18 protein-coding genes, 1 tRNA gene and 1 riboswitch are annotated in these 17547 nt (G+C 71.0%); of the genes, 13 read left to right on the top strand and 6 right to left on the bottom strand.

All coding sequences use genetic code 11. From position 1 onward, the window contains the following. The first annotated feature begins 276 nt into the window (after positions 1-276). From Pma05_RS23545 to Pma05_RS23505, 9 genes are all read left to right on the top strand, one after another. On the top strand, positions 277-678 hold the full coding sequence (locus Pma05_RS23545) for a transcriptional regulator (RefSeq protein ID WP_203859633.1): 402 nt from the start codon (positions 277-279) through the stop codon (positions 676-678). A 274-nt stretch (positions 679-952) separates the two neighbouring features. After that, positions 953-2590 carry an FtsK/SpoIIIE domain-containing protein gene (locus tag Pma05_RS23540; protein ID WP_203859632.1) on the top strand — a complete coding sequence of 546 codons (1638 nt, stop codon included), beginning with the start codon at positions 953-955 and terminating at the stop codon, positions 2588-2590. Continuing rightward, positions 2587-2847: a hypothetical protein gene (locus Pma05_RS23535; RefSeq protein ID WP_203859631.1), complete on the top strand. Its 261-nt coding sequence runs from the start codon at positions 2587-2589 to the stop codon at positions 2845-2847. Before Pma05_RS23540 ends, Pma05_RS23535 begins: the two co-directional genes overlap by 4 nt. Positions 2848-2853: 6 nt before the next feature. Beyond that, positions 2854-3042, top strand: coding sequence for a hypothetical protein (locus Pma05_RS23530; RefSeq protein WP_203859630.1), 189 nt, complete (start codon positions 2854-2856; stop codon positions 3040-3042). Next, positions 3039-3224 carry a hypothetical protein gene (locus Pma05_RS23525; protein ID WP_203859629.1) on the top strand — a complete coding sequence of 62 codons (186 nt, stop codon included), beginning with the start codon at positions 3039-3041 and terminating at the stop codon, positions 3222-3224. The genes Pma05_RS23530 and Pma05_RS23525 overlap by 4 nt, the downstream gene beginning before the upstream one ends. Beyond that, positions 3221-3793, top strand: a complete 573-nt coding sequence (locus tag Pma05_RS23520; RefSeq protein ID WP_203859628.1) for a DUF2637 domain-containing protein — start codon at positions 3221-3223, stop codon at positions 3791-3793. The genes Pma05_RS23525 and Pma05_RS23520 overlap by 4 nt, the downstream gene beginning before the upstream one ends. Continuing rightward, positions 3790-5547 (top strand): replication initiator, encoded by a 1758-nt coding sequence (locus Pma05_RS23515; RefSeq protein WP_203859627.1) that lies wholly within the window; start codon positions 3790-3792, stop codon positions 5545-5547. The genes Pma05_RS23520 and Pma05_RS23515 overlap by 4 nt, the downstream gene beginning before the upstream one ends. A 5-nt stretch (positions 5548-5552) precedes the next feature. Next, the gene (locus Pma05_RS23510) at positions 5553-5768 is read left to right on the top strand and encodes a helix-turn-helix domain-containing protein (protein ID WP_239312937.1); all 216 of its coding nucleotides are present in this window, start codon (positions 5553-5555) and stop codon (positions 5766-5768) included. Further along, positions 5768-7057 carry a tyrosine-type recombinase/integrase gene (locus tag Pma05_RS23505; protein ID WP_203859625.1) on the top strand — a complete coding sequence of 430 codons (1290 nt, stop codon included), beginning with the start codon at positions 5768-5770 and terminating at the stop codon, positions 7055-7057. The genes Pma05_RS23510 and Pma05_RS23505 overlap by 1 nt, the downstream gene beginning before the upstream one ends. An 89-nt stretch (positions 7058-7146) precedes the next feature. Here the strand turns inward: Pma05_RS23505 and Pma05_RS23500 are convergent. Continuing rightward, positions 7147-7220: transfer RNA gene (locus tag Pma05_RS23500), tRNA-Gly, on the bottom strand. A gap of 251 nt (positions 7221-7471) precedes the next feature. Here Pma05_RS23500 and Pma05_RS23495 point away from each other — a divergent pair. Next, on the top strand, positions 7472-8434 hold the full coding sequence (locus tag Pma05_RS23495; RefSeq protein WP_203859624.1) for a zinc metalloprotease: 963 nt from the start codon (positions 7472-7474) through the stop codon (positions 8432-8434). Position 8435: 1 nt separating this feature from the next. Here the strand turns inward: Pma05_RS23495 and Pma05_RS23490 are convergent, their stop codons facing one another. Then, complete coding sequence (locus tag Pma05_RS23490) at positions 8436-9008, bottom strand: pyridoxamine 5'-phosphate oxidase family protein (protein WP_203859623.1); 573 nt, start codon at positions 9006-9008, stop codon at positions 8436-8438. A gap of 111 nt (positions 9009-9119) precedes the next feature. Between Pma05_RS23490 and dcd the strand changes: the two genes are divergently transcribed. Then, positions 9120-9698 carry a dCTP deaminase gene (gene dcd, locus Pma05_RS23485; protein WP_203859622.1) on the top strand — a complete coding sequence of 193 codons (579 nt, stop codon included), beginning with the start codon at positions 9120-9122 and terminating at the stop codon, positions 9696-9698. Positions 9699-9817: 119 nt separating this feature from the next. Here the strand turns inward: dcd and Pma05_RS23480 are convergent, their stop codons facing one another. Beyond that, positions 9818-10732, bottom strand: coding sequence for a C40 family peptidase (locus Pma05_RS23480; RefSeq protein WP_239312934.1), 915 nt, complete (start codon positions 10730-10732; stop codon positions 9818-9820). Positions 10733-10870: 138 nt separating this feature from the next. Next, a riboswitch (cyclic di-AMP (ydaO/yuaA leader) is annotated at positions 10871-11009 on the bottom strand. Between the two features lie 266 nt (positions 11010-11275). Here Pma05_RS23480 and Pma05_RS23475 point away from each other — a divergent pair. Beyond that, positions 11276-13252: an N-acetylmuramoyl-L-alanine amidase gene (locus Pma05_RS23475; RefSeq protein WP_203859620.1), complete on the top strand. Its 1977-nt coding sequence runs from the start codon at positions 11276-11278 to the stop codon at positions 13250-13252. On the opposite strand, the gene Pma05_RS23470 is transcribed toward Pma05_RS23475, so the two are convergent. From Pma05_RS23470 to Pma05_RS23460, 3 genes are all read right to left on the bottom strand, one after another. Then, positions 13249-14295 (bottom strand): hemolysin family protein, encoded by a 1047-nt coding sequence (locus Pma05_RS23470; protein WP_203859619.1) that lies wholly within the window; start codon positions 14293-14295, stop codon positions 13249-13251. The two genes, Pma05_RS23475 and Pma05_RS23470, sit on opposite strands and share 4 nt — an antisense overlap. Beyond that, the gene (locus Pma05_RS23465) at positions 14292-15638 is read right to left on the bottom strand and encodes a hemolysin family protein (RefSeq protein WP_203859618.1); all 1347 of its coding nucleotides are present in this window, start codon (positions 15636-15638) and stop codon (positions 14292-14294) included. Before Pma05_RS23465 ends, Pma05_RS23470 begins: the two co-directional genes overlap by 4 nt. A gap of 226 nt (positions 15639-15864) precedes the next feature. Beyond that, positions 15865-16590 (bottom strand): hypothetical protein, encoded by a 726-nt coding sequence (locus Pma05_RS23460; protein ID WP_203859617.1) that lies wholly within the window; start codon positions 16588-16590, stop codon positions 15865-15867. A 201-nt stretch (positions 16591-16791) separates the two neighbouring features. Here Pma05_RS23460 and Pma05_RS23455 point away from each other — a divergent pair, with 201 nt between their 5' ends. Further along, positions 16792-17460, top strand: coding sequence for a DedA family protein (locus Pma05_RS23455; protein ID WP_203859616.1), 669 nt, complete (start codon positions 16792-16794; stop codon positions 17458-17460). The last annotated feature ends 87 nt before the right edge of the window (positions 17461-17547 follow it).

Here is a 17547-nt window from a genome sequence, read left to right as displayed (position 1 = left end):
TTGGAAGCCCCTATGTAGTTCTACAGACGTGCCGGGAACGTCGGACGCTCGACACTGTGTCCACAGTGAGAGACAAACCAAACAGCCGTTCCTGACGGTACAGATGCCTGCCGTCGTTCGAGTGGTTCAACCTGATCACCACCGCTCGTAGACGTGAGCCTCGAATCTCGTCGGCACCAAGACATTGACTTGTCTGCCAAGCGCCCGTACCTTCAAAGCATCAACTTGGCAGACAAGTTGACTACTTGGCAGACAACACCATGGAGGTCTTGAGCGATGGCTCTGCGTGGCGGGACCCGGTTCGCGGTCCGGTGTGAGGACGTGTTCCCGGCGGGGTGCGCGTTGGTGCCCGAGTCGCTGGGTGAGGTGGAGGACTACGACGAGAAGTCGGGTCGCCGTAGCCCGGCTAAGGACAAGGTGACGGGTCAGCGGGTGTGGCAGGTGCGGGTGATGGACCTTGACCCCGAGTTGGGGAAGCGGTCGCGGGAGACGACGGTCAAGATCTCGGCCGACTACCAGCCGGTCCCGCCGACCGGTGCGCCGTTCGAGGCGGTGGAGTTCGAGGGCTTGACGGTCACGCCGTACGTGGCCAACAACGGCCGGATGGCGTACTCGCTGCGGGCGACCGGGATGCGTGCCCCTGCCGGCGTCAACCGCGACTCGATGGCGGCGGCCTGACCGCTGGTTGGTGGGCGGGGCTGTCTGGTCTTGGCGGACGGCAGCCCCGCCCCTCTCTTGTCAATCCCCCTGCTCCTCTGGAGAGAGGTTTCGACGTGTCCAAGCGTAGGCGCCGGACGGCCGAGACGCGGTCGCGGTGTGGTGTGTGTCAGTCCTTGTTCGACCCGGCCGGCAGCGCGGACGGTCAGTGTCCGCTCTGCGTCGACCAGCTCGTCCTACCGCTGCCGGCGGTCCGGGACGCGTCGGGCCGGTTCGTGTCGCTGCGGGGCGTCCGATGATCGGGCGGCGGCCTCGGGGTGAGGTGGTGCTGACCTCGGCCGGGGACCTGATGGTGATCCGGCCCAAGCGTCTCGAACTCCCGTTGTGGCTGGTGATTCCCGGCCTGCTGCTGCGGTGGGGCTGGCGGGCGGTGTGGTGGTGCCTACGTCACCCGGTCGCCACCGCCTCGACGGTGTTCCTGCTCGCCGTGTACGTCGACCACGGCTGGCAGGGTCTCGTATCACTGCTGGTCGGGGTGGCCGGGGTGTCGGCTGTCTGGCGATGGCGGCACGAATCGTCGTGGTGGACCTGGCTGGCCGGTCCGCTGCTCGGCTGGTTCCGTCGGGTGTTCGTCTACCGGCGGATATGGCGCGAGGCGATGACCCTGTGCCGGCTGGCCGCGAAGTACGACCATCAGACGGTCCTGCCCCGGCTGCTGTCCGTGCGCTCAGATCCGGCATTGGACGTGCTGACGATCCGAATGGTGCGCGGCCAGACGCCGGAGGACTTCCAGCGGGTGACGGCGAACCTGGCGTACGCGTTCGGGCGGCGGCATGCCCGGGTGTACTCCGAGCACCCCGACGACCCACCGACGCGGGTTGGCCGGTGGGCGTGGCTGCTCCGACTGGTGGACCGGGTGCGGTTCCGGGACCGGCCGAGCGTGGTCTACCTGGTCCTGGTCCGGACCGACGCACTCCGCACCACCGTTCCGCCGTTCGAGGTGCCGGCGGTGCCGGACTTCACCGCGCTGCCTCTCGCCCGGCGAGAGGACCTGACCACCTGGCGCCTGCACCTGCTGGCGACTCACGTCCTGGTCGGCGGTGCTACCCGACGTGGCAAAGGCTCCGTGCTGTGGTCCCTGGTCCGGGCGCTCGGTGGAGGTGTCGCGTCGGGGCTGGTCCGGCTGTGGGTCATCGACCCCAAGGGCGGGATGGAGTTCGCCATGGGGCGACCGATGTTCGCCCGGTTCGCTTGCAAGTCGTTCGAGGCCATGGCCGACCTCTTGGACGAGGCGGTAGCCGTGATGCGGGAACGGCAGGCCCGGCTTGCCGGCGCGGTCCGGGTCCATACGCCGAGCGTCGCCGACCCCCTGGTCGTGGTCGTCATCGACGAAATGGCGGCGCTGACGGCATACCTACAGGACGCTGAGCTGCGGAAGCGGATCGCGGGCTCGTTGGGGCTGCTGCTGTCCCAGGGCGCCGGGGTCGGTGTGCTGGTGGTGGCGGCGTTGCAGGACCCGCGCAAAGAGGTGCTGCCGTTCCGGGACCTGTTCCCCACCCGCATCGCACTCGGCCTCACCGAGGCGTCGCAGGTTGACATGGTTCTCGGTGACGGTGCCCGTAACCGGGGTGCTCTGGCTGACCAGATGCCGCGCTGGGCCAAGGGCGTCGGGTACGTGATCCTCGACGGCACCCCGGAACCGGCCCGGGTCCGCTTCTCCTACATCTCCGACGACGAGATCCGGGCCATGGCCGCGACCTATCCGGCGCCGGTGGATGCGGCGGACATCTTGGCCCAGGTCGGCCGGGAAACCGCCGACGAACCCGCGCGGCCAGCCCTGCCCCGGCAACGGTCGTCCGGGCCACTGCTGCCCGACGCGCTACTGAACCTCCTCGACCCGGACCGGAACCGCGACGGGGGTGAGCAGGCATGACCGACTCGACCGGGCGGCGGTTCTTCCGCCTCCGCACCCCGAACGACACCGGGTCAGGCACCGCCGTTTCGGTACGCGTCGACCCGGACCGGCCGGACCCGTACCCCGTCTACCTGGCCGTCGGTGCCGGCCGCCGCCGGATGTACCTGACCGAGGGCGAGGCGTGGGCGTTGTGGCGGTGCCTCTCCGAAGCTGTCGCCACCCTCGGCGAACCGCCCGACAACATCCGCACCACCATCCGACCGGCCCGGAGGTAGCCAGCCATGACACCCCTCAACCGGATCGCGGCTGCACTCCGCCGGCCGCTACGCATCCGACTCGTCGCCCCACCCGACAAGGCTGCGGCTGCTCTGCGCGGCCTGGCTGCCTTCATCCACCACCGCACCGAACTGCGGTACCGGCGCATCCGCATCGACCTGACCATCCGGCCTGACGAGGAGGGCAACCGATGAACTCGTGCACCCTCCACCCCGGCGAGTTGGCCTGCGATCGGTTGGGCCTCATCGAGATCGAGGACAGGACCGGCGCCCGTGCCTGGACCTGCGAGGACCACGCGATCCGCGCCATCTGGACCATCGACGGTGCTCGCATCGTCCGCGACCTGCGCACCGAGCGAACGGGGGCCGGCCGATGATGCGGGTACGTGCCGAAGCTGCGGCCCGGCTGCTGATTCTGCTCGCCATCGGCGGGATGGCCGGCGCTGCCGCGTTCACCCATGTACATGACCTGACCGTCGCGCACGGTCAACCCGACTGGATCGGCTGGGCCAACGCGGTTGCCGTCGAGCTGATGGCCATCTACCTCGGCCTGGAGATCCGCGCCCGGCGTCGTGCCGGTCGTCCGGTCGGGTTCGTCGCCGTGCTCCTGGTCGGCTTCGCCATCCTCTCCCTCGCCGCCCAGGTCGCCGAAGCCGAACCGTCCGTCTGGGGCTGGATCGTCGCCGCCGTTCCCTCCCTCGCCTTCCTCGCTCTGGTCAAGGTCGTCCTGTCCAGCGCACCCGCCTCCGTCCCGACCACCGATGAGCAGGCGTCGGCCGTCGTAGACGACCCCGACCCGGAACCCGTCACCGTTGACCACGAACCGGTCCAGGACCGTACGCCGGTCGTCTACGCCCCGGTGCCGGCATCGCGGCCGGGGTCGTCGGCGGTGCTGCCTCCGCTCGGCGTCGTCCATCCCACCCGGTCCGCTCGGGTCGCCCGATGACTGCACCGGCCCTTCCCGGCCTCGGCCCGTCCGCCCCGACTCCGGAGCAACCTCGGCCGGGGTCGCGGGCGGCACGAATGGGCCTACCCCGCGCCGTCGACGTCCTCAAAGACGTCGCCACCGAGTACGGCGTCTGCATCCGGCCCCTCGCCATGCGCCGCACCGACCTGAACACCGGGCAGACCGAGGTCATCGACCTGCCCTGCGGCGCGACCCGGGAGGACAAGTGCCCGGCTTGCGCGAAGAAGAACCGCCGGCTACGGCAGGCGCAGATCCGGGAGGGCTGGCACCGCTCGGACGAACCCCTGCCCGGTCCGGAACCCGCGACCGAGGAGCAGAAGGCGCTGGTCGTGCTGCGGGCGCACCTGGAGTACGGCCGCGACGAGGCGGCCCGCGCGTCCGAGTGGGATCAGGTCGAAGACCTCGATGAGGCCATCCGGGAGGTGGAAGAGGCGATTACGGCCGAAGGGCTGCGCGGTCGGGTGGGTCCACCTCACCAGTCCGGCGACGACGGCCAAGACGACGAGGACACCGGGCGGCGGCGGAAGCGCTCGACCAGGCGGCGGCAGGACGCACCCGACCTTCCTCGACGCAAGGTCGAGCGCCGCACGGTCGGCAAGGTCTACACCGCCCCGGACGGCTCGACCTACCAGCCGTCGATGTGGCTGACCCTGACCCTCGACTCGTACGGCCCGGTCCGTCCCGACGGCACTCCGGTCAACCCCGACCGGTACGACTACCGCCGGGCAGCCTGGGACGCGGTCCACTTCCCCCGCCTCCTCGACCGGTTCTGGCAGAATCTCCGGCGCTGTGAGGGCTGGAACGTCCAGTACGCGGGCTGTGTCGAGCCGCAACGCCGACTCGCCCCACACGCGCACTTCGCCATCCGGGGCACCATTCCGCGTGACGTGCTGCGCACCGTGGCGGCGGCCACCTATCACCAGGTGTGGTGGCCTGCCGTCGACGTGCAGCTCTACACCCGCGACCGTCCACCGGTCTGGGACGAGGAGGCGGCGGCCTGGGTCGATCCCGACACCCGGCGACCACTGACTACCTGGAGCGAAGCGCTCGACGCTATCGACCAGGACCCGGACGCCGAACCCGTGCACGTCGTCCGGTTCGGCAAACAGGTCGACGCACGCGGCGTCATGCCTGGTACCGACGACGCGGCCCGGACGATTCGCTACATCACGAAGTACATCACCAAGGCCACCGGCGACTGCCACACCATCGCCACCGAGCGGCAGCAACGCCACCTCGACCGGCTCTGGCAGCAACTCCAGATCACCCCATGCACCGACCGATGCGCCAACTGGCTGCTCTACGGCGTCCAACCGAAGAAGGCGCACGCCAAGCTCAAGCCCGGCCGCTGCAAAGGCAAGGTGCACCAGCGGGAGACCCTCGGCATCGGCGGCCGGCGCATCCTCATCTCGCGGGACTGGTCGGGAAAGACGCTCGCCGACCACAAGCACGACGCGCGGGCCTGGGTACGCGCGCTGCTCGGCGTCACCACCGACCTTGCCGGCGTCGACCACGCCCAGGGCGCCACCACCGAACCGGTACGCCACGCCTGGGAACTCGCCCGACCGGACGATCCGGACGTCGGACCCATGGCACACCGGCTCATGCGCGCCATCTCCGAACGCGCCCGATGGCGAACCGAACTCCTCGCCGCGAAGGACCGAGCAGCCCAGGGAACCACTCCCGATCTCTCGGCAACCGCGTGCAGCACAACAGTCAACGGGGAGGACTGACCACAGTGGATGAGGTTCTGACCATCGAGCAGGCAGCGGCCAGGCTTCAGATGAGTGAGCGGTACGTGCGGCGGCTCGTCGCCGAGCGGCGTATCCCGTTCCACAAGCTCGGCCGGTGCGTCCGCATCAAGGCGGTCGACCTGGCGGCGCATGTCGAGTCCGGTCGGGTCGAGTCGATCAGCCGTACCGACGTGTGGCGCGGCCTCGGACGGGTGGCGTGATGGCGGCCGGTCGTCGGCATTTCGGCAGCATCCGCAAGCGGGAATCCGGCCGCTACCAGGTCCGCTATCCCGGACCGGACGGGCGGCAGCGAAATGCGCCCGACACCTTCGCCCGGAAGAGGGACGCCGACCAGTACCTGTCGATGATCGAAGCGCAGATGATGCGCGGGGAGTGGATCGACCCGGAACGCGCGAAGGTCACCCTTGGCGACTACGCGGAACGGTGGATCGCCCAACGGCCGAACCTCCGTCCCCGCACGGTCGCGCTCTACCGGTGGCTGCTCGGCAAGCACATCGCGCCGTACCTCGGTGACACCGAACTCGGCCGGCTGGACACGCCGCTGATCCGGGAGTGGCGGGCGGACCTGCTCGGCAACGGCGTCTCGGAGAGCATGGCGGCGAAGGCGTACCGGCTGCTGCGCGCGGTGCTGATGACGGCGGTCAACGAAGACGAGCTGCTGCGGAAGAACCCGTGCCGCATCCCCGGCGCCGACCAGGAGAAGGCGCCGGAACGGCCGGTGCTGACCATGGCCCAGGCGCTCAAGCTGGCCGACCTGATGGAAGAGCGCCACCGCGCCCTGGTCCTCGTCACCACCTTCGCCTGCCTGCGCTGGGGTGAGGTCTCCGCGCTGCAACGGCAGGACATCGACGCCGACGCCGGGCTGATCCGCATCCGGCAGGCGTACACCGAGGTTCGGGGCATCGGCCTGGTCCTCGGCCCGCCGAAGTCCCGGGCCGGCGTGCGTACCGTCTCGGTGCCGGCGGCCGTCCTGCCGGCGCTGCGCGACCACCTGGCGGCGTTCGTCGACGACAACCCGAACGCGCTGGCCTTCACCGGGCCGAACGGGCGGCCCATCTGGCGCGGCAACCTGAACAAGCTCATCGGCTGGTCGGCGGCGGTCGGCAAGCTCGGCGTGCCAGGGCTGCACTTCCACGACCTCCGACACACCGGGAACACCCTCGCCGCCCGGACCGGCGCCAGCACCCGCGAACTGATGGCACGGATGGGCCACGACTCGCCGCAAGCGGCAATGATCTACCAGCACGCCACCGCCGAAGCCGACCGGGCCATCGCCCAGGCGGTCAACACCGCGATGAAGGCCGAGCGGAAGAAGGCGAACAAGGCGGCGGCCAGCGAGGCGCCCACGAAGTCGAAGGCCAAGGGCAGCAAGCCGAAGAAGAGCGACGCACCGAAGAAGGGCGACGGGTCGAGAAAGGCGGGCAAGGGCAAGCGGCGCGGCGACGACCCGGACGACGGGATGGCCGGCGCGGTGGCCCGGCGGCGCTAATGGCCCGTGGATGGCCCGTCGCATGATCGCGGCCCGGAACACATCGAAGGCCCTGGCTGGGACTGATGTCCTGACCAGGGCCTTCGGGTTGGAGCGGGTGACGGGAATCGAACCCGCACTGTCAGCTTGGGAAGCTGATGTTCTGCCATTGAACTACACCCGCGAGCGGACCCCACTGTACCTGGTCGGGTCCGATCATGCACTCATCCTCCCCCGCGTACGGCTGCGGCCGCTCTGTCACCTGGTCGGATCGGTCGTGAACCACGCCGTACCGCCTCGTTTGCAACAGCGGCCATGCCGAGTAACGTCCGCCCCACCTGCAACTATGGCTCTGTGTCATCGCGGAGCCACTCTCCGAAGGCAAAGGGTGTGGCAATGGCGTTTCGTGGACTGCGATCGTCGGCGCGTTCCGGCATGACCGGCTTGGCGAGCATTCTTCTCGTCCTGCTGCTCGGACCCGGTCCGGTGGTGGCGGCACCTCCGGGGTCGGCCGGGCGGTCGGACGGATCGGGCTGTGCCGAGACGACCGGAGGTCACCCGAACGCGGCAGCCCCGAACGCCAAGGCGAGGCCCGGTGCGCCGTACAGCACCGAACCGAACGAGCTGACCTCGGCCGAGGCAGCCGAGTTGGACCGCGCGGTCGACTCGGCGTACGCGGAGCGGGTCGGGGTTGCGCCGCTCGGCGTACCGGACAGGCTCGGGATCACCGTCGACGTGGTGTTCCACGTGATCAGCGAGCGGCGGACCCGGGCCGACGGGGACATTCCGGTGTCACTGATCAACGCCCAGTTGAGGGTGTTGAACGACTCGTTCGGTGGGCGTACCGGTGGAGCCTGGACGCCGTTCCGGTTCAGGTTGAAGAAGGTGAACCGGGTGGTGAACCCGGCCTGGTATCCGATCGTGCCGGAGAGCCCGGCGGAGGCGCAGATGAAGCGTGCGCTGCGGGTCGGCGGCAAGTACACGCTGAACGTCTACACCGGACTGCTGGAGGACCAGTTGCTCGGCTGGGCGACCTTCCCGAAGCGGGAACTCGACTCGTACGACGGGGTGGTGGTGCTCGCCGAGTCGCTGCCGGGCGGTACGGCGACGCCGTACAACGCGGGTGACACGGCGACGCACGAGATCGGGCACTGGCTGAACCTCTACCACACCTTCCAGGAGGGATGCGAGGGCCAGGGCGACCACGTCTTCGACACGCCCGCCGAGGCGGAACCGGCCTTCGGCTGCCCGGAGCGACGGGACACCTGCACGACGAAGCCGGGCCTCGACCCGATCCACAACTTCATGGACTACTCGGTCGACGCCTGCATGTACGAGTTCACGTACGGTCAGGTGTTCCGGATGTTCAAGGCGTGGAAGGCGTTCCGCGAGCCGTAGGTCAGGACGTGGGTACCGGTTGCTCTTCGACGGCCCGGCGCCGGCCGCGCCGCTTTGCCGCCCCGGCGGCGGTGCCGTCCGGTGCGGTGACGGCGCCGGCCGGGTCGAGCCAGACCTGCACGGCGGGCCGCTCGGACCGCTCTCCGCCGGCGAGCGGGGTGGCGCCGTTGCTGCCGTGCCGGGCCACCATCGCCACGTCGACGGTGAACTCGAAGAGCCGCCAGTCGACCTGCGGTGCGGCCCGCAGGTTGCCGGCAAGCCGGTCCACCCGCGCCTGGTCGGTCACCGGCCGGGCCCGACCGGCGACGTACGCCTCGTCGTCGCTCTCCTCGGGCGGGAACGAGTGCAGCGCGTAGCGGCCGTCCCGTTCGAGGTCGCGCCGCTTCGGAGAGTCGACGACGAAACAGAAGAGTCCCTCGTCGGTGATGACCGGGGACACCGGGTGCACCCGCGGCCCACCGTCGGCGCGTACGGTCGCCAGGTAGCCGAGACCCGGGCCGTACTGCTGGATGAGGACGCGGATCGCGTCGGCGAGTCGGGGCTCGTCGGAGGCGAATTCGGACCAGGATGCCATGAACACATTCTATCGAACACCTGTTCGATCACCTACCCCGATCCCATCCCGATCCCACCCATCGGCGAGGTCGCGGCCAGCCGACTTCGGTCGACTCGCTAAGGTGATCCGGTGCTGCTCTCCGACCACGACCTAGTGATCGAGATCAAGGCGGGCATGCTCGCGCTGGAGCCGTTCGACCCCGCGCTGGTGCAGCCGTCGAGCATCGACGTACGCCTGGACCGGCTGTTCCGGGTCTTCAACAACCACCTCTACACACACATCGACCCGGCGGTGCAGCAGGACGAGCTGACCTCGCTGGTCGACGTGCCGGACGGCGAGCCGTTCGTGCTGCACCCGGGCGAGTTCGTGCTCGCCTCCACGCTGGAGGTGATCTCGCTGGGCAGCCAGCTCGCCGGGCGGCTGGAGGGCAAGTCGAGCCTTGGCCGGCTCGGCCTGCTCACCCACTCGACGGCGGGCTTCATCGACCCCGGCTTCTCCGGTCACGTCACGCTGGAGCTGTCGAACGTGGCCAACCTGCCGATCCGGCTCTGGCCCGGGATGAAGATCGGCCAGCTCTGCATCTTCCGGCTCTCGTCGCCGTCCGCCCACCCGTACGGGTCGGCCGTCTACGGTTCGCGCTACCAGGGGCAGCGCGGCCCCACCCCGAGCCGCTCCTGGCAGAACTGGCACACCTGGCCCACCCGCTGAGGCCACCCGCCCGAGCCGCCAGACGCACTGACGAGTCGCTCGCCCGCACACACCGAACGGACAGAACCCCCGCCGCGTGGCGCGACGGGGGTTCTGCCGTTGACTCGGTCCGGGAGACGTCAGCCAGGTCTGCCGAAGCTGTGGATCTCGCCGTCGTCCATCCGCTTCATCTTCACCGGTACGCCGGCCCGGGAGGCGTGCACGATCCAGCCGTCGCCGACGTACATGCCGACGTGGCTGAGGTCGGCGTAGTAGAAGACCAGGTCACCGGGGCGTAGTTCGGAGCGGCTGATCCTGGCGGTCTGGCCGCGCTGCGACCGGGCGTTGTGCGCCAGCGACACCCCGCCCTTGGCCCAGGCGGCCCCCGTCAGGCCGGAGCAGTCGTACGAGTCGGGGCCGTCCGCGCCCCACACGTAGGGCTTGCCGATCTGGGCACAGGCGAACTTGACCGCCTCGCCGGCCGCGCCACCGGGGTAGCTCGCCGGGCAGGGCGCCGGCCGGAGCGGGCCGGCGGAGCCGTTGCCGTACGCCCGGAGCCGCATCTTCTGCAACCGGTCGATCTCGGCGTCGATCTCCTTCTTCTTCGCCGCCAGCTCTTTCTCGGTCTTGGTCAACTGGCTGACCAGCCGGTCCAGCGGAGCCTTCTGGGCGTCGTACTTGTCCTTGAGGTCGATGACCGCCTGCACCTCGCGCTGCTGCTGCCGCGCGAACTGGTCGAGCACCGAGAGCTGGCCGACCAGCGCACTCGGCGACTTCGAGGTGAGCAGGGCGTTGAACGTCGATGCCTTGTCACCCTTGTACGCCTGCACCGCGAAGTCGCTCACCCGGTTCATCGCGGTGTCGATCTGCGACTGGAGCGGGGCGATCTTCTTTTGCAGGGCGGCGGCCTGCTTCTTCTTCGCGGCCAGGTCCTGCCGGGTGGCGTTGTGCTTCTCGATCACCGGCTCCACCTTGCGCCACTCGGTGTCGATCTGCTGCTCGATCTCGGCCACCGACGGTTCGGCGAGCGCTGGCGTCGTGCCGGTGAACAGCACGGCAGTGCTGGCCAGTGCGGTAAGCGCGATGGCGAGAATGGACCTTCGAGAGCGCGGCTTCGCGTTCCCGGCGCCGGCGGATGCCGACTGGGGGGATTGCGACCGCGACGGGGCAGGGGGAGCCACCGGGGTCCGTACTCCTTCTTCCGTAGCCCGCCTACCGGGTTAGCTGACGGGTTCGGGCGGGAAGATTGTCGCCCTACCGCGTGAGGCGGATTCACCCCATGAAGCTCGGGTCCCCGGTTCGCTCAGTGTGACGATTCGGCGGTGTCGAGACGTCGCCGCCCGGCTAGGCGGCCTGCCGTCGGCTCGACGGTCCCCAACACTAGAGAAGGGTGTTATCCAAACGCAACCCCGTGATCTGAGTCGATTCGTTAGGTATCGGAGCGGTCGCTGACGGTGGGAGCCACCCGGACCCGCCGAACACGCTCGGTACCGATGAAAGATTTCTACATAGCGACGAGCTTGGTTGGCAGGTATTGACCGACGCCGGTCCCGGGTGGAGGGTGATCTTCAAGCCCACCCCCGGCTCATGGAGGTTCGATGCTTCCCACCACACGCCCGCTGAGCAGGAGAATCGCGATCGGGGCCGCAGTCGTCGGCGCCGCCGCGCTGCTGCCGGCCAGCCCCGCACCAGCCACCGTCGCACCCCCCGACACCCGACAACAGGAGTACACCGCCGCGGCGGCCGAGTTCGGCGTACCCGAGAGTGTGCTGCTCGGCGTCTCCTATCTGGAATCTCGCTGGGACACGAACGCCGGCACGCCGAGCACCAGCGGCGGGTACGGCCCGATGCACCTCACCGACGTCGCCGGGCTGGCCGGCGGGCCGGAGCACCCCGAGCACGGCGAGGACCGGCGCGGCGACCCGGCCCGGCCCGCCCGACCCGCGACCGGACTCGTCGGCCCGCACACCGACCGGACCGGCGACGCGCCGCCCGGCGGGCAGACCCTGGACGCCGCCGTCGCGCTGACCGGGGTCGACGCGCAGGTGCTCCGCGCCGAGCCGGCGGCGAACATCCGGGGCGGGGCGGCGCTGCTGGCGTCGTACCAGAAATCGCTGGCCGCGCCGACGGGCCCGGCCAGCGACCCGGCGGCCTGGTACGGCGCGGTGGCCCGGTACGCCGGCAGCGACCGCGCGGACGCCGCTGCGGCCTTCGCCGACGAGGTGTACCGGACCATCGCCGACGGCGCCAGCCGGACCACCGACGACGGCCACCGGATCACGCTGCCCGGCCGAGCCGGAATCGACCCGCAGCGCTCCTGGCTGGACCGGCTCGGCCTGCCCGGCAAGCCCCGCCCGGACGGGCTGGAGTGCCCGCGCGACATCTCCTGCGAGTGGATCCCGGCGCCCTACCAGGCGTTCGGGGACGGCGACTACGGCAACCACGACCTCTCCGACCGGCCCGGCCGGCAGAAGATCGAGTACATCGTCATCCACGACACCGAGGGCAGCTACGACACCACGCTCCGGCTGGTGCAGGACCCGACCTACGTGAGCTGGCAGTACACGCTCCGCTCGGCGGACGGGCACATCGCGCAGCACGTCAAGGGCAAGGACGTGGCCTGGCACGCCGGCAACTGGTATGTCAACGCCAAGGCGATCGGCCTCGAACACGAGGGCTTCGCCGCCCAGGGCACCTGGTACACCGAGGCGATGTACCGGACCTCGGCCAAACTGGTCCGCTACCTCGCCGACCGGTACGACATCCCGCTGGACCGCAACCACATCATCGGGCACGACAACGTACCCGGCATCCTGCCGGCGAACGTGCGCGGCATGCACTGGGACCCGGGCCCGTACTGGGACTGGTCGCACTACTTCGACCTGCTGAAGGCACCGTTCCGGGGCATCGGCCTGCCGGCCGCCGGCCTGGTCACCATCGACCCGGACTTCGCCACCAACCGGCCGGCCTTCACCGGCTGCGAGACCGCCGGGGTGCCGTGCCCGGCCCGGGGATCGTCGTCGGTGATCCTGCGCAGCGCGCCGGCCGCCGACGCGCCGCTGGTCAACGACATCGCGCTGCGGCCGGACGGCACGCCGAACACCATGCACATCTCCGACCACGGGGCGCGGGCGTCGGCCGGGCAGACCTACGCGCTCGCCGGCCGGCAGGGCGACTGGACCGCGATCTGGTATCTCGGGCAGCGGGCGTGGTTCCACAACCCGAGGAACAACCCCACCGCGAAGTGGACGGTCGGGCTGGTCGCGACGCCGAAGCCGGGCCGGGCGACGATCCCGGTGTACGGCAGGGCGTACCCGGAGCCGGACGCCTACCCGGCCGGCGTACCGGTGCAGGCGGTCACGCCGTTGCAGTACACCCTCGCCGCCGGGCAGCGGTACGCGGTCGGCAACGTGCTGCCCGGCGAGTACTACCGGGCCACCACATTCGACGGCTCGTCACCGGGTGACTGGACGGTGGTCCGGGGCGACCTGAGGTACGTCCAGATCCAGTTCGGTCACCGGATCATGTTCGTCAAGGCCGACGACGTACAACTGCTGCCGTCGCCGATCGGCTAGACGGTCGGCGCGGGCTGTGCAGCGGTGCCGGTGGGGTCGGTGGCCGTCCCGACGACGGCGGTGAGCACGTCGTCCAGGGTGACCACCCCCATCGGCACCCGCCCGTCGCTGACCAGCACCATGTGCCGGCGCTCCCGGCGCATCGACAGCAGCAGGTCGGCGAGGCTCCGGTCCGGCGGCACCACGGCAAGCGGCCGGAGCAGTTCGGTCGGCACCGGCGCCCGGCGGGCCGCACCGGAGTACCCGAGGATGTCCTTGACGTGCACGAAGCCCAGCACCCGGCGGGTGGCCCGCTGCACCACCGGGAACCGGGACCGCCCGGTGCGGGTCGCCAGCACCTCCAGGGAGGCCGGCGAGACGTCCTCGGCCACGGTGGTGACGGTGGCCCACGGTCGCAGCGCGTCCGAGGCGGTACGCCGGTTCAGCGCCAACGCGCCGGTGATCCGGGCATGCTCCTCGGAGCCGAGCAACCCCTCGGTACGCGCCTGCGAGACCAGCCCGGCCAACTCCTCGGCGGTGAAGACGGTCTTCACCGCGTCGGTGGCCTCGACCCGCCACAGCCGCAGGATCCGCGCCGACGTCCACTTCATCGCCAGCAGCAGCGGCTTGGTGGCCACGCAGAACGCCAGCATCGCCGGGCCGAGCCAGAGCGCGGACGGCTCCGGCCCGGCCAGCGTGATGTTCTTCGGCACCATCTCGCCGATCACGGTGTGCAGGAAGACCACCACGCCGAGCGCGATCACGAAGGCGACCGGATGCACCGCGCGGTCCGGCAGCCCCAGCGCGTGGAACGGCTCCTCCAGCAGGTGCGCCAGCGCCGGCTCGGCGATGGCGCCGAGGCCGAGCGAGCAGATGGTGATGCCGAGCTGGGCGCCCGCGATCATCAGCGGGATCTGGTTCATCGCCGCCAGCGCCCACCGGGCCCGCTGCGACCCGACCGCCAGCGGCTCGATCACGGTACGCCGGGACGCGATCAGCGCGAACTCGCTGCCCACGAAGAAGGCGTTGCCGAGCAGCAGCCCGAGGGTGATCAGCAGCTTCACTCGACGGCCTCCTCGGACCGGACCACCCGGACCTGCTCGATCCGGTGCCGGACCACCTCGACCACTGTGAACTCGAAACCCTGCTCCTCGACGGTCTCGCCGGCCACCGGAATGTGGCCGAGCCGGGCCAGCAGAAACCCGGCGAGGGTCTCGTACGGGCCCTCGGGCAGCCGGAAGCCGGCCTGTTCGACCAGCTCGTCCTCGCGCAGCACCCCGTCGACCAGCACGACACGTTCCCCGCCCGGCACGGTCAACTCGACCGGGCTCTCCGCGACGGCGTCCGGGGCGAACTCGTGCACGTGCGGGGTGGACTCCTCGGCGACCGGGTCGAACTCGTCGGCGATCTCCCCGACCAGCTCCTCCACCAGGTCCTCCACCGTCACCACACCGTCGGTGCCGCCGTACTCGTCGACCACGATCGCCAGGTCCGCGCCGGCCGCGCGCAACGCCGCGAGTACGCCGTCCAGGTCCAGGCTCTCCGGCACGTACACCGGCTCCCGGGCCACCGCCGCCACCGTGGTGGACGCCCGGCGGTTCGGTGGTACGCCGAGCGCGTCGACGACCCCGGCCACCCCGGTGACCAGATCGACGGTCTCCTCGTAGACCGGGAACCGGGTCCGGCCGGTCTGCTGGGCCAGGGCCAGCAGCTCGGCGACCGAGGCGGTGGCCCGCAGCGCGACCACGTCGACCCGGGGCGTCATCGCCTCGGCGGCCCGCTTGTCGCCGAACCGGATCGTCCGTTGCAGCAGCATCGCGGTCTCCCGGGGCAGCGCACCGGCCCGCGCCGAGATCGCCGCCAGCAGGCCGAGTTCCTCGGGCGACCGGGCGCTGGCCAGCTCCTCCTGCGGTTCGACGCCGAGCCGGCGGACCAGCCAGTTCGCCGAGTTGTTCAGGCCCCGGATCAGCCAGCCGAAGATCCGGGAGAACGCCCGCATCGGCCCGGCGGTGGCCAGCGCGGCCGGCATCGGCCGGGCCAGCGCGGCGTTCTTCGGCACCAGCTCGCCGAAGAGCATCGACAGCAGCGTGGCCAGGGCCAGCGCGAGCAGCGGGGTGACCCGCCCGGTGGCGTCCCCGGCGACCGGGCGAAGCAGCGGTGCGAAGAGCTTCGCCAGCGCCGGCTCGGCGAGATAGCCGGTGAGCAGGGCGGTGATGGTGATCCCGAGCTGCGCGCCGGAGAGCTGGAAGGAGAGTTCCCGGAGTGCCTTGCGGACCGTACCGGCCCGCCGGTCGCCGCCGGCCACCCGCCGGTCGAGTTCCGCCCGGTCGACGGTGACCAGCGCGAACTCGGCCGCGACGAAGAACGCGTTGCCAACGGTCAACAGGACGAAGCCGGCCAGCGGCAACAGGGTGGTGAGGAGTAGGGCGTCGATGATGCGTTCACCTCGACCGTGGGCGCGTCCGGCCCGCGATTATCGAGCACAGTACCGGCCCGACCAGGGGCCGGCTGCCCGGTGCCCACGGTGACCGGGGGCGGTCTGCCCCGGGTGGCCGGAGCACGCCGGGGCCGCCCCCGGGTGGCCGGCATGGGTGCCGCGCCCCGGGCCAGCGGCAGCCATCCCGGCCGGTGGCTCAGCGCCGGAAGCAGCGCCAGCCGAACGGGTCCCGGCCCTCCGGATTCTGCGCGAACGCGCCGTCGCCGTAGGTGTCCCGGCAGGCCAGGTCGATGTCGACGGTGCGGGACGACAGCAGCAGGCGGTCGCACTCCCAGCCGCCGTCGCCACGGGTGTCCGCCCAGCTCGTCACGCCGACGTGCTCGTCGCAGTAGCGGTCCATCATCCGGGCCAGCCCGTCCCGGCCGTCCGGGCCGAGCAGCACGGGCTGCGGGGGCGGCGGCGGGGCGGCCGGCGGGGGCGGGCCGGTGGTCGCGGGTGACGTCGGTACCGCCGCGCCCTGGATCGGTGGCCGCGACGACGTCGACGGTGCGGGTGGGGTGGACGCCGGAGCACCGTCGGCCCGGGAGGTCGGGGTCGGGGTCGCCGTCGGGGTCGCCCCGGGCGTACCGGTCGGCAGGACGCCGTCCGGGGTCGGCTCGGCCACCGGCGTCGACTCCGGCCCCGGCGGGCTGGCCACCGCTGCCGGTACGCCCACCTGCGGCTCGGCCCCGCCGCCCCAGACCACCGTCCGGAGCGTCTCCGCCCCGAACGGGATCGCGAGGAGCAGCAGCCCGACCCCGAGCCCCACCGTGGAGATCAGCCGGAGCCGGCGTCCGGACCGGGCGCGCCGGTCGACCGGACCGGCCTTCCGGTGTCGTCCGCTCGACTCCGCCGCCATCCGGTGTGGTGCGCTTTCCGCCACGCGGCGCCCGCCTCCTCGCGGTCCTGGGGCCGTCGTCGGGCCCACCATCGCCTGGTCGAGACCGCCGAGGGCGGTCCGACATCGACAGGTACGAACGAGCGCCGTGTGTGGTTCACCGCAGTCCGTGACTGTGGTGCCCGGCAGAGGACCGGGCGCCGCTCCACAGGGTGTGGACAGGTGGCACCGGCTAGCGTCGAATTCATGATCGATGATACGGCCCCGCTGGCCGCCGAACCCACCCCGCTCGGCGGAATCGCCGAGTGGGCGACCGACCTGATGGACACGCTCGGTGCCCCCGGAGCGGGCCTGGCGGTGGCGCTGGAGAACCTCTTCCCGCCGCTGCCCAGCGAGATCATCCTGCCGCTCGCCGGCTTCGCCGCCAGCCGGGGCGAGATGAGCCTCTGGTCGGCGATCTTCTGGACCACCCTCGGCTCGGTGGTCGGCGCGCTGGCGCTCTACTACATCGGCGCGCTGCTCGGCCGGGAGCGTACCCGGGCGATCGCCGCCCGGCTGCCGCTGGTCAAGCTCGCCGACGTGGACCGTACCGAGGCGTGGTTCGTCCGGCACGGGGTCAAGACGGTCTTCTTCGGCCGGATGATCCCGATCTTCCGCAGTCTGATCTCGATCCCGGCCGGCATCGAGCGGATGCGGCTCGGCACCTTCCTGCTCTGTACCGCCCTCGGCAGCCTGATATGGAACACCGTCTTCGTGCTGGCCGGCTATCTGCTCGGCGAAAACTGGCACCGGGTCGAGGAGTACGCCGGCGTGTTCCAGAAGGTGGTGATCGTGGCGGTGGTGGTCGTGGTCGGCTGGTTCGTGCTCTCCCGGCTGGCCCGACGCAACCGTTCGGGCAGCCGCCACCGGATGTGACCCGTCGCCGGGCCGGGCCGCCCACGGCGGCGGCCCGGCCCGGCTCGGTCCCGGTCAGCGGCCCGGCTCGACTCCGGTCAACGGCCC

It is taken from the genome of Plantactinospora mayteni (assembly GCF_016862935.1).
Lineage (GTDB): Bacteria > Actinomycetota > Actinomycetes > Mycobacteriales > Micromonosporaceae > Plantactinospora > Plantactinospora mayteni.
Note: the sequence above shows the minus strand (reverse complement) of the source record. Positions and strands in the feature narration are given on the sequence as shown.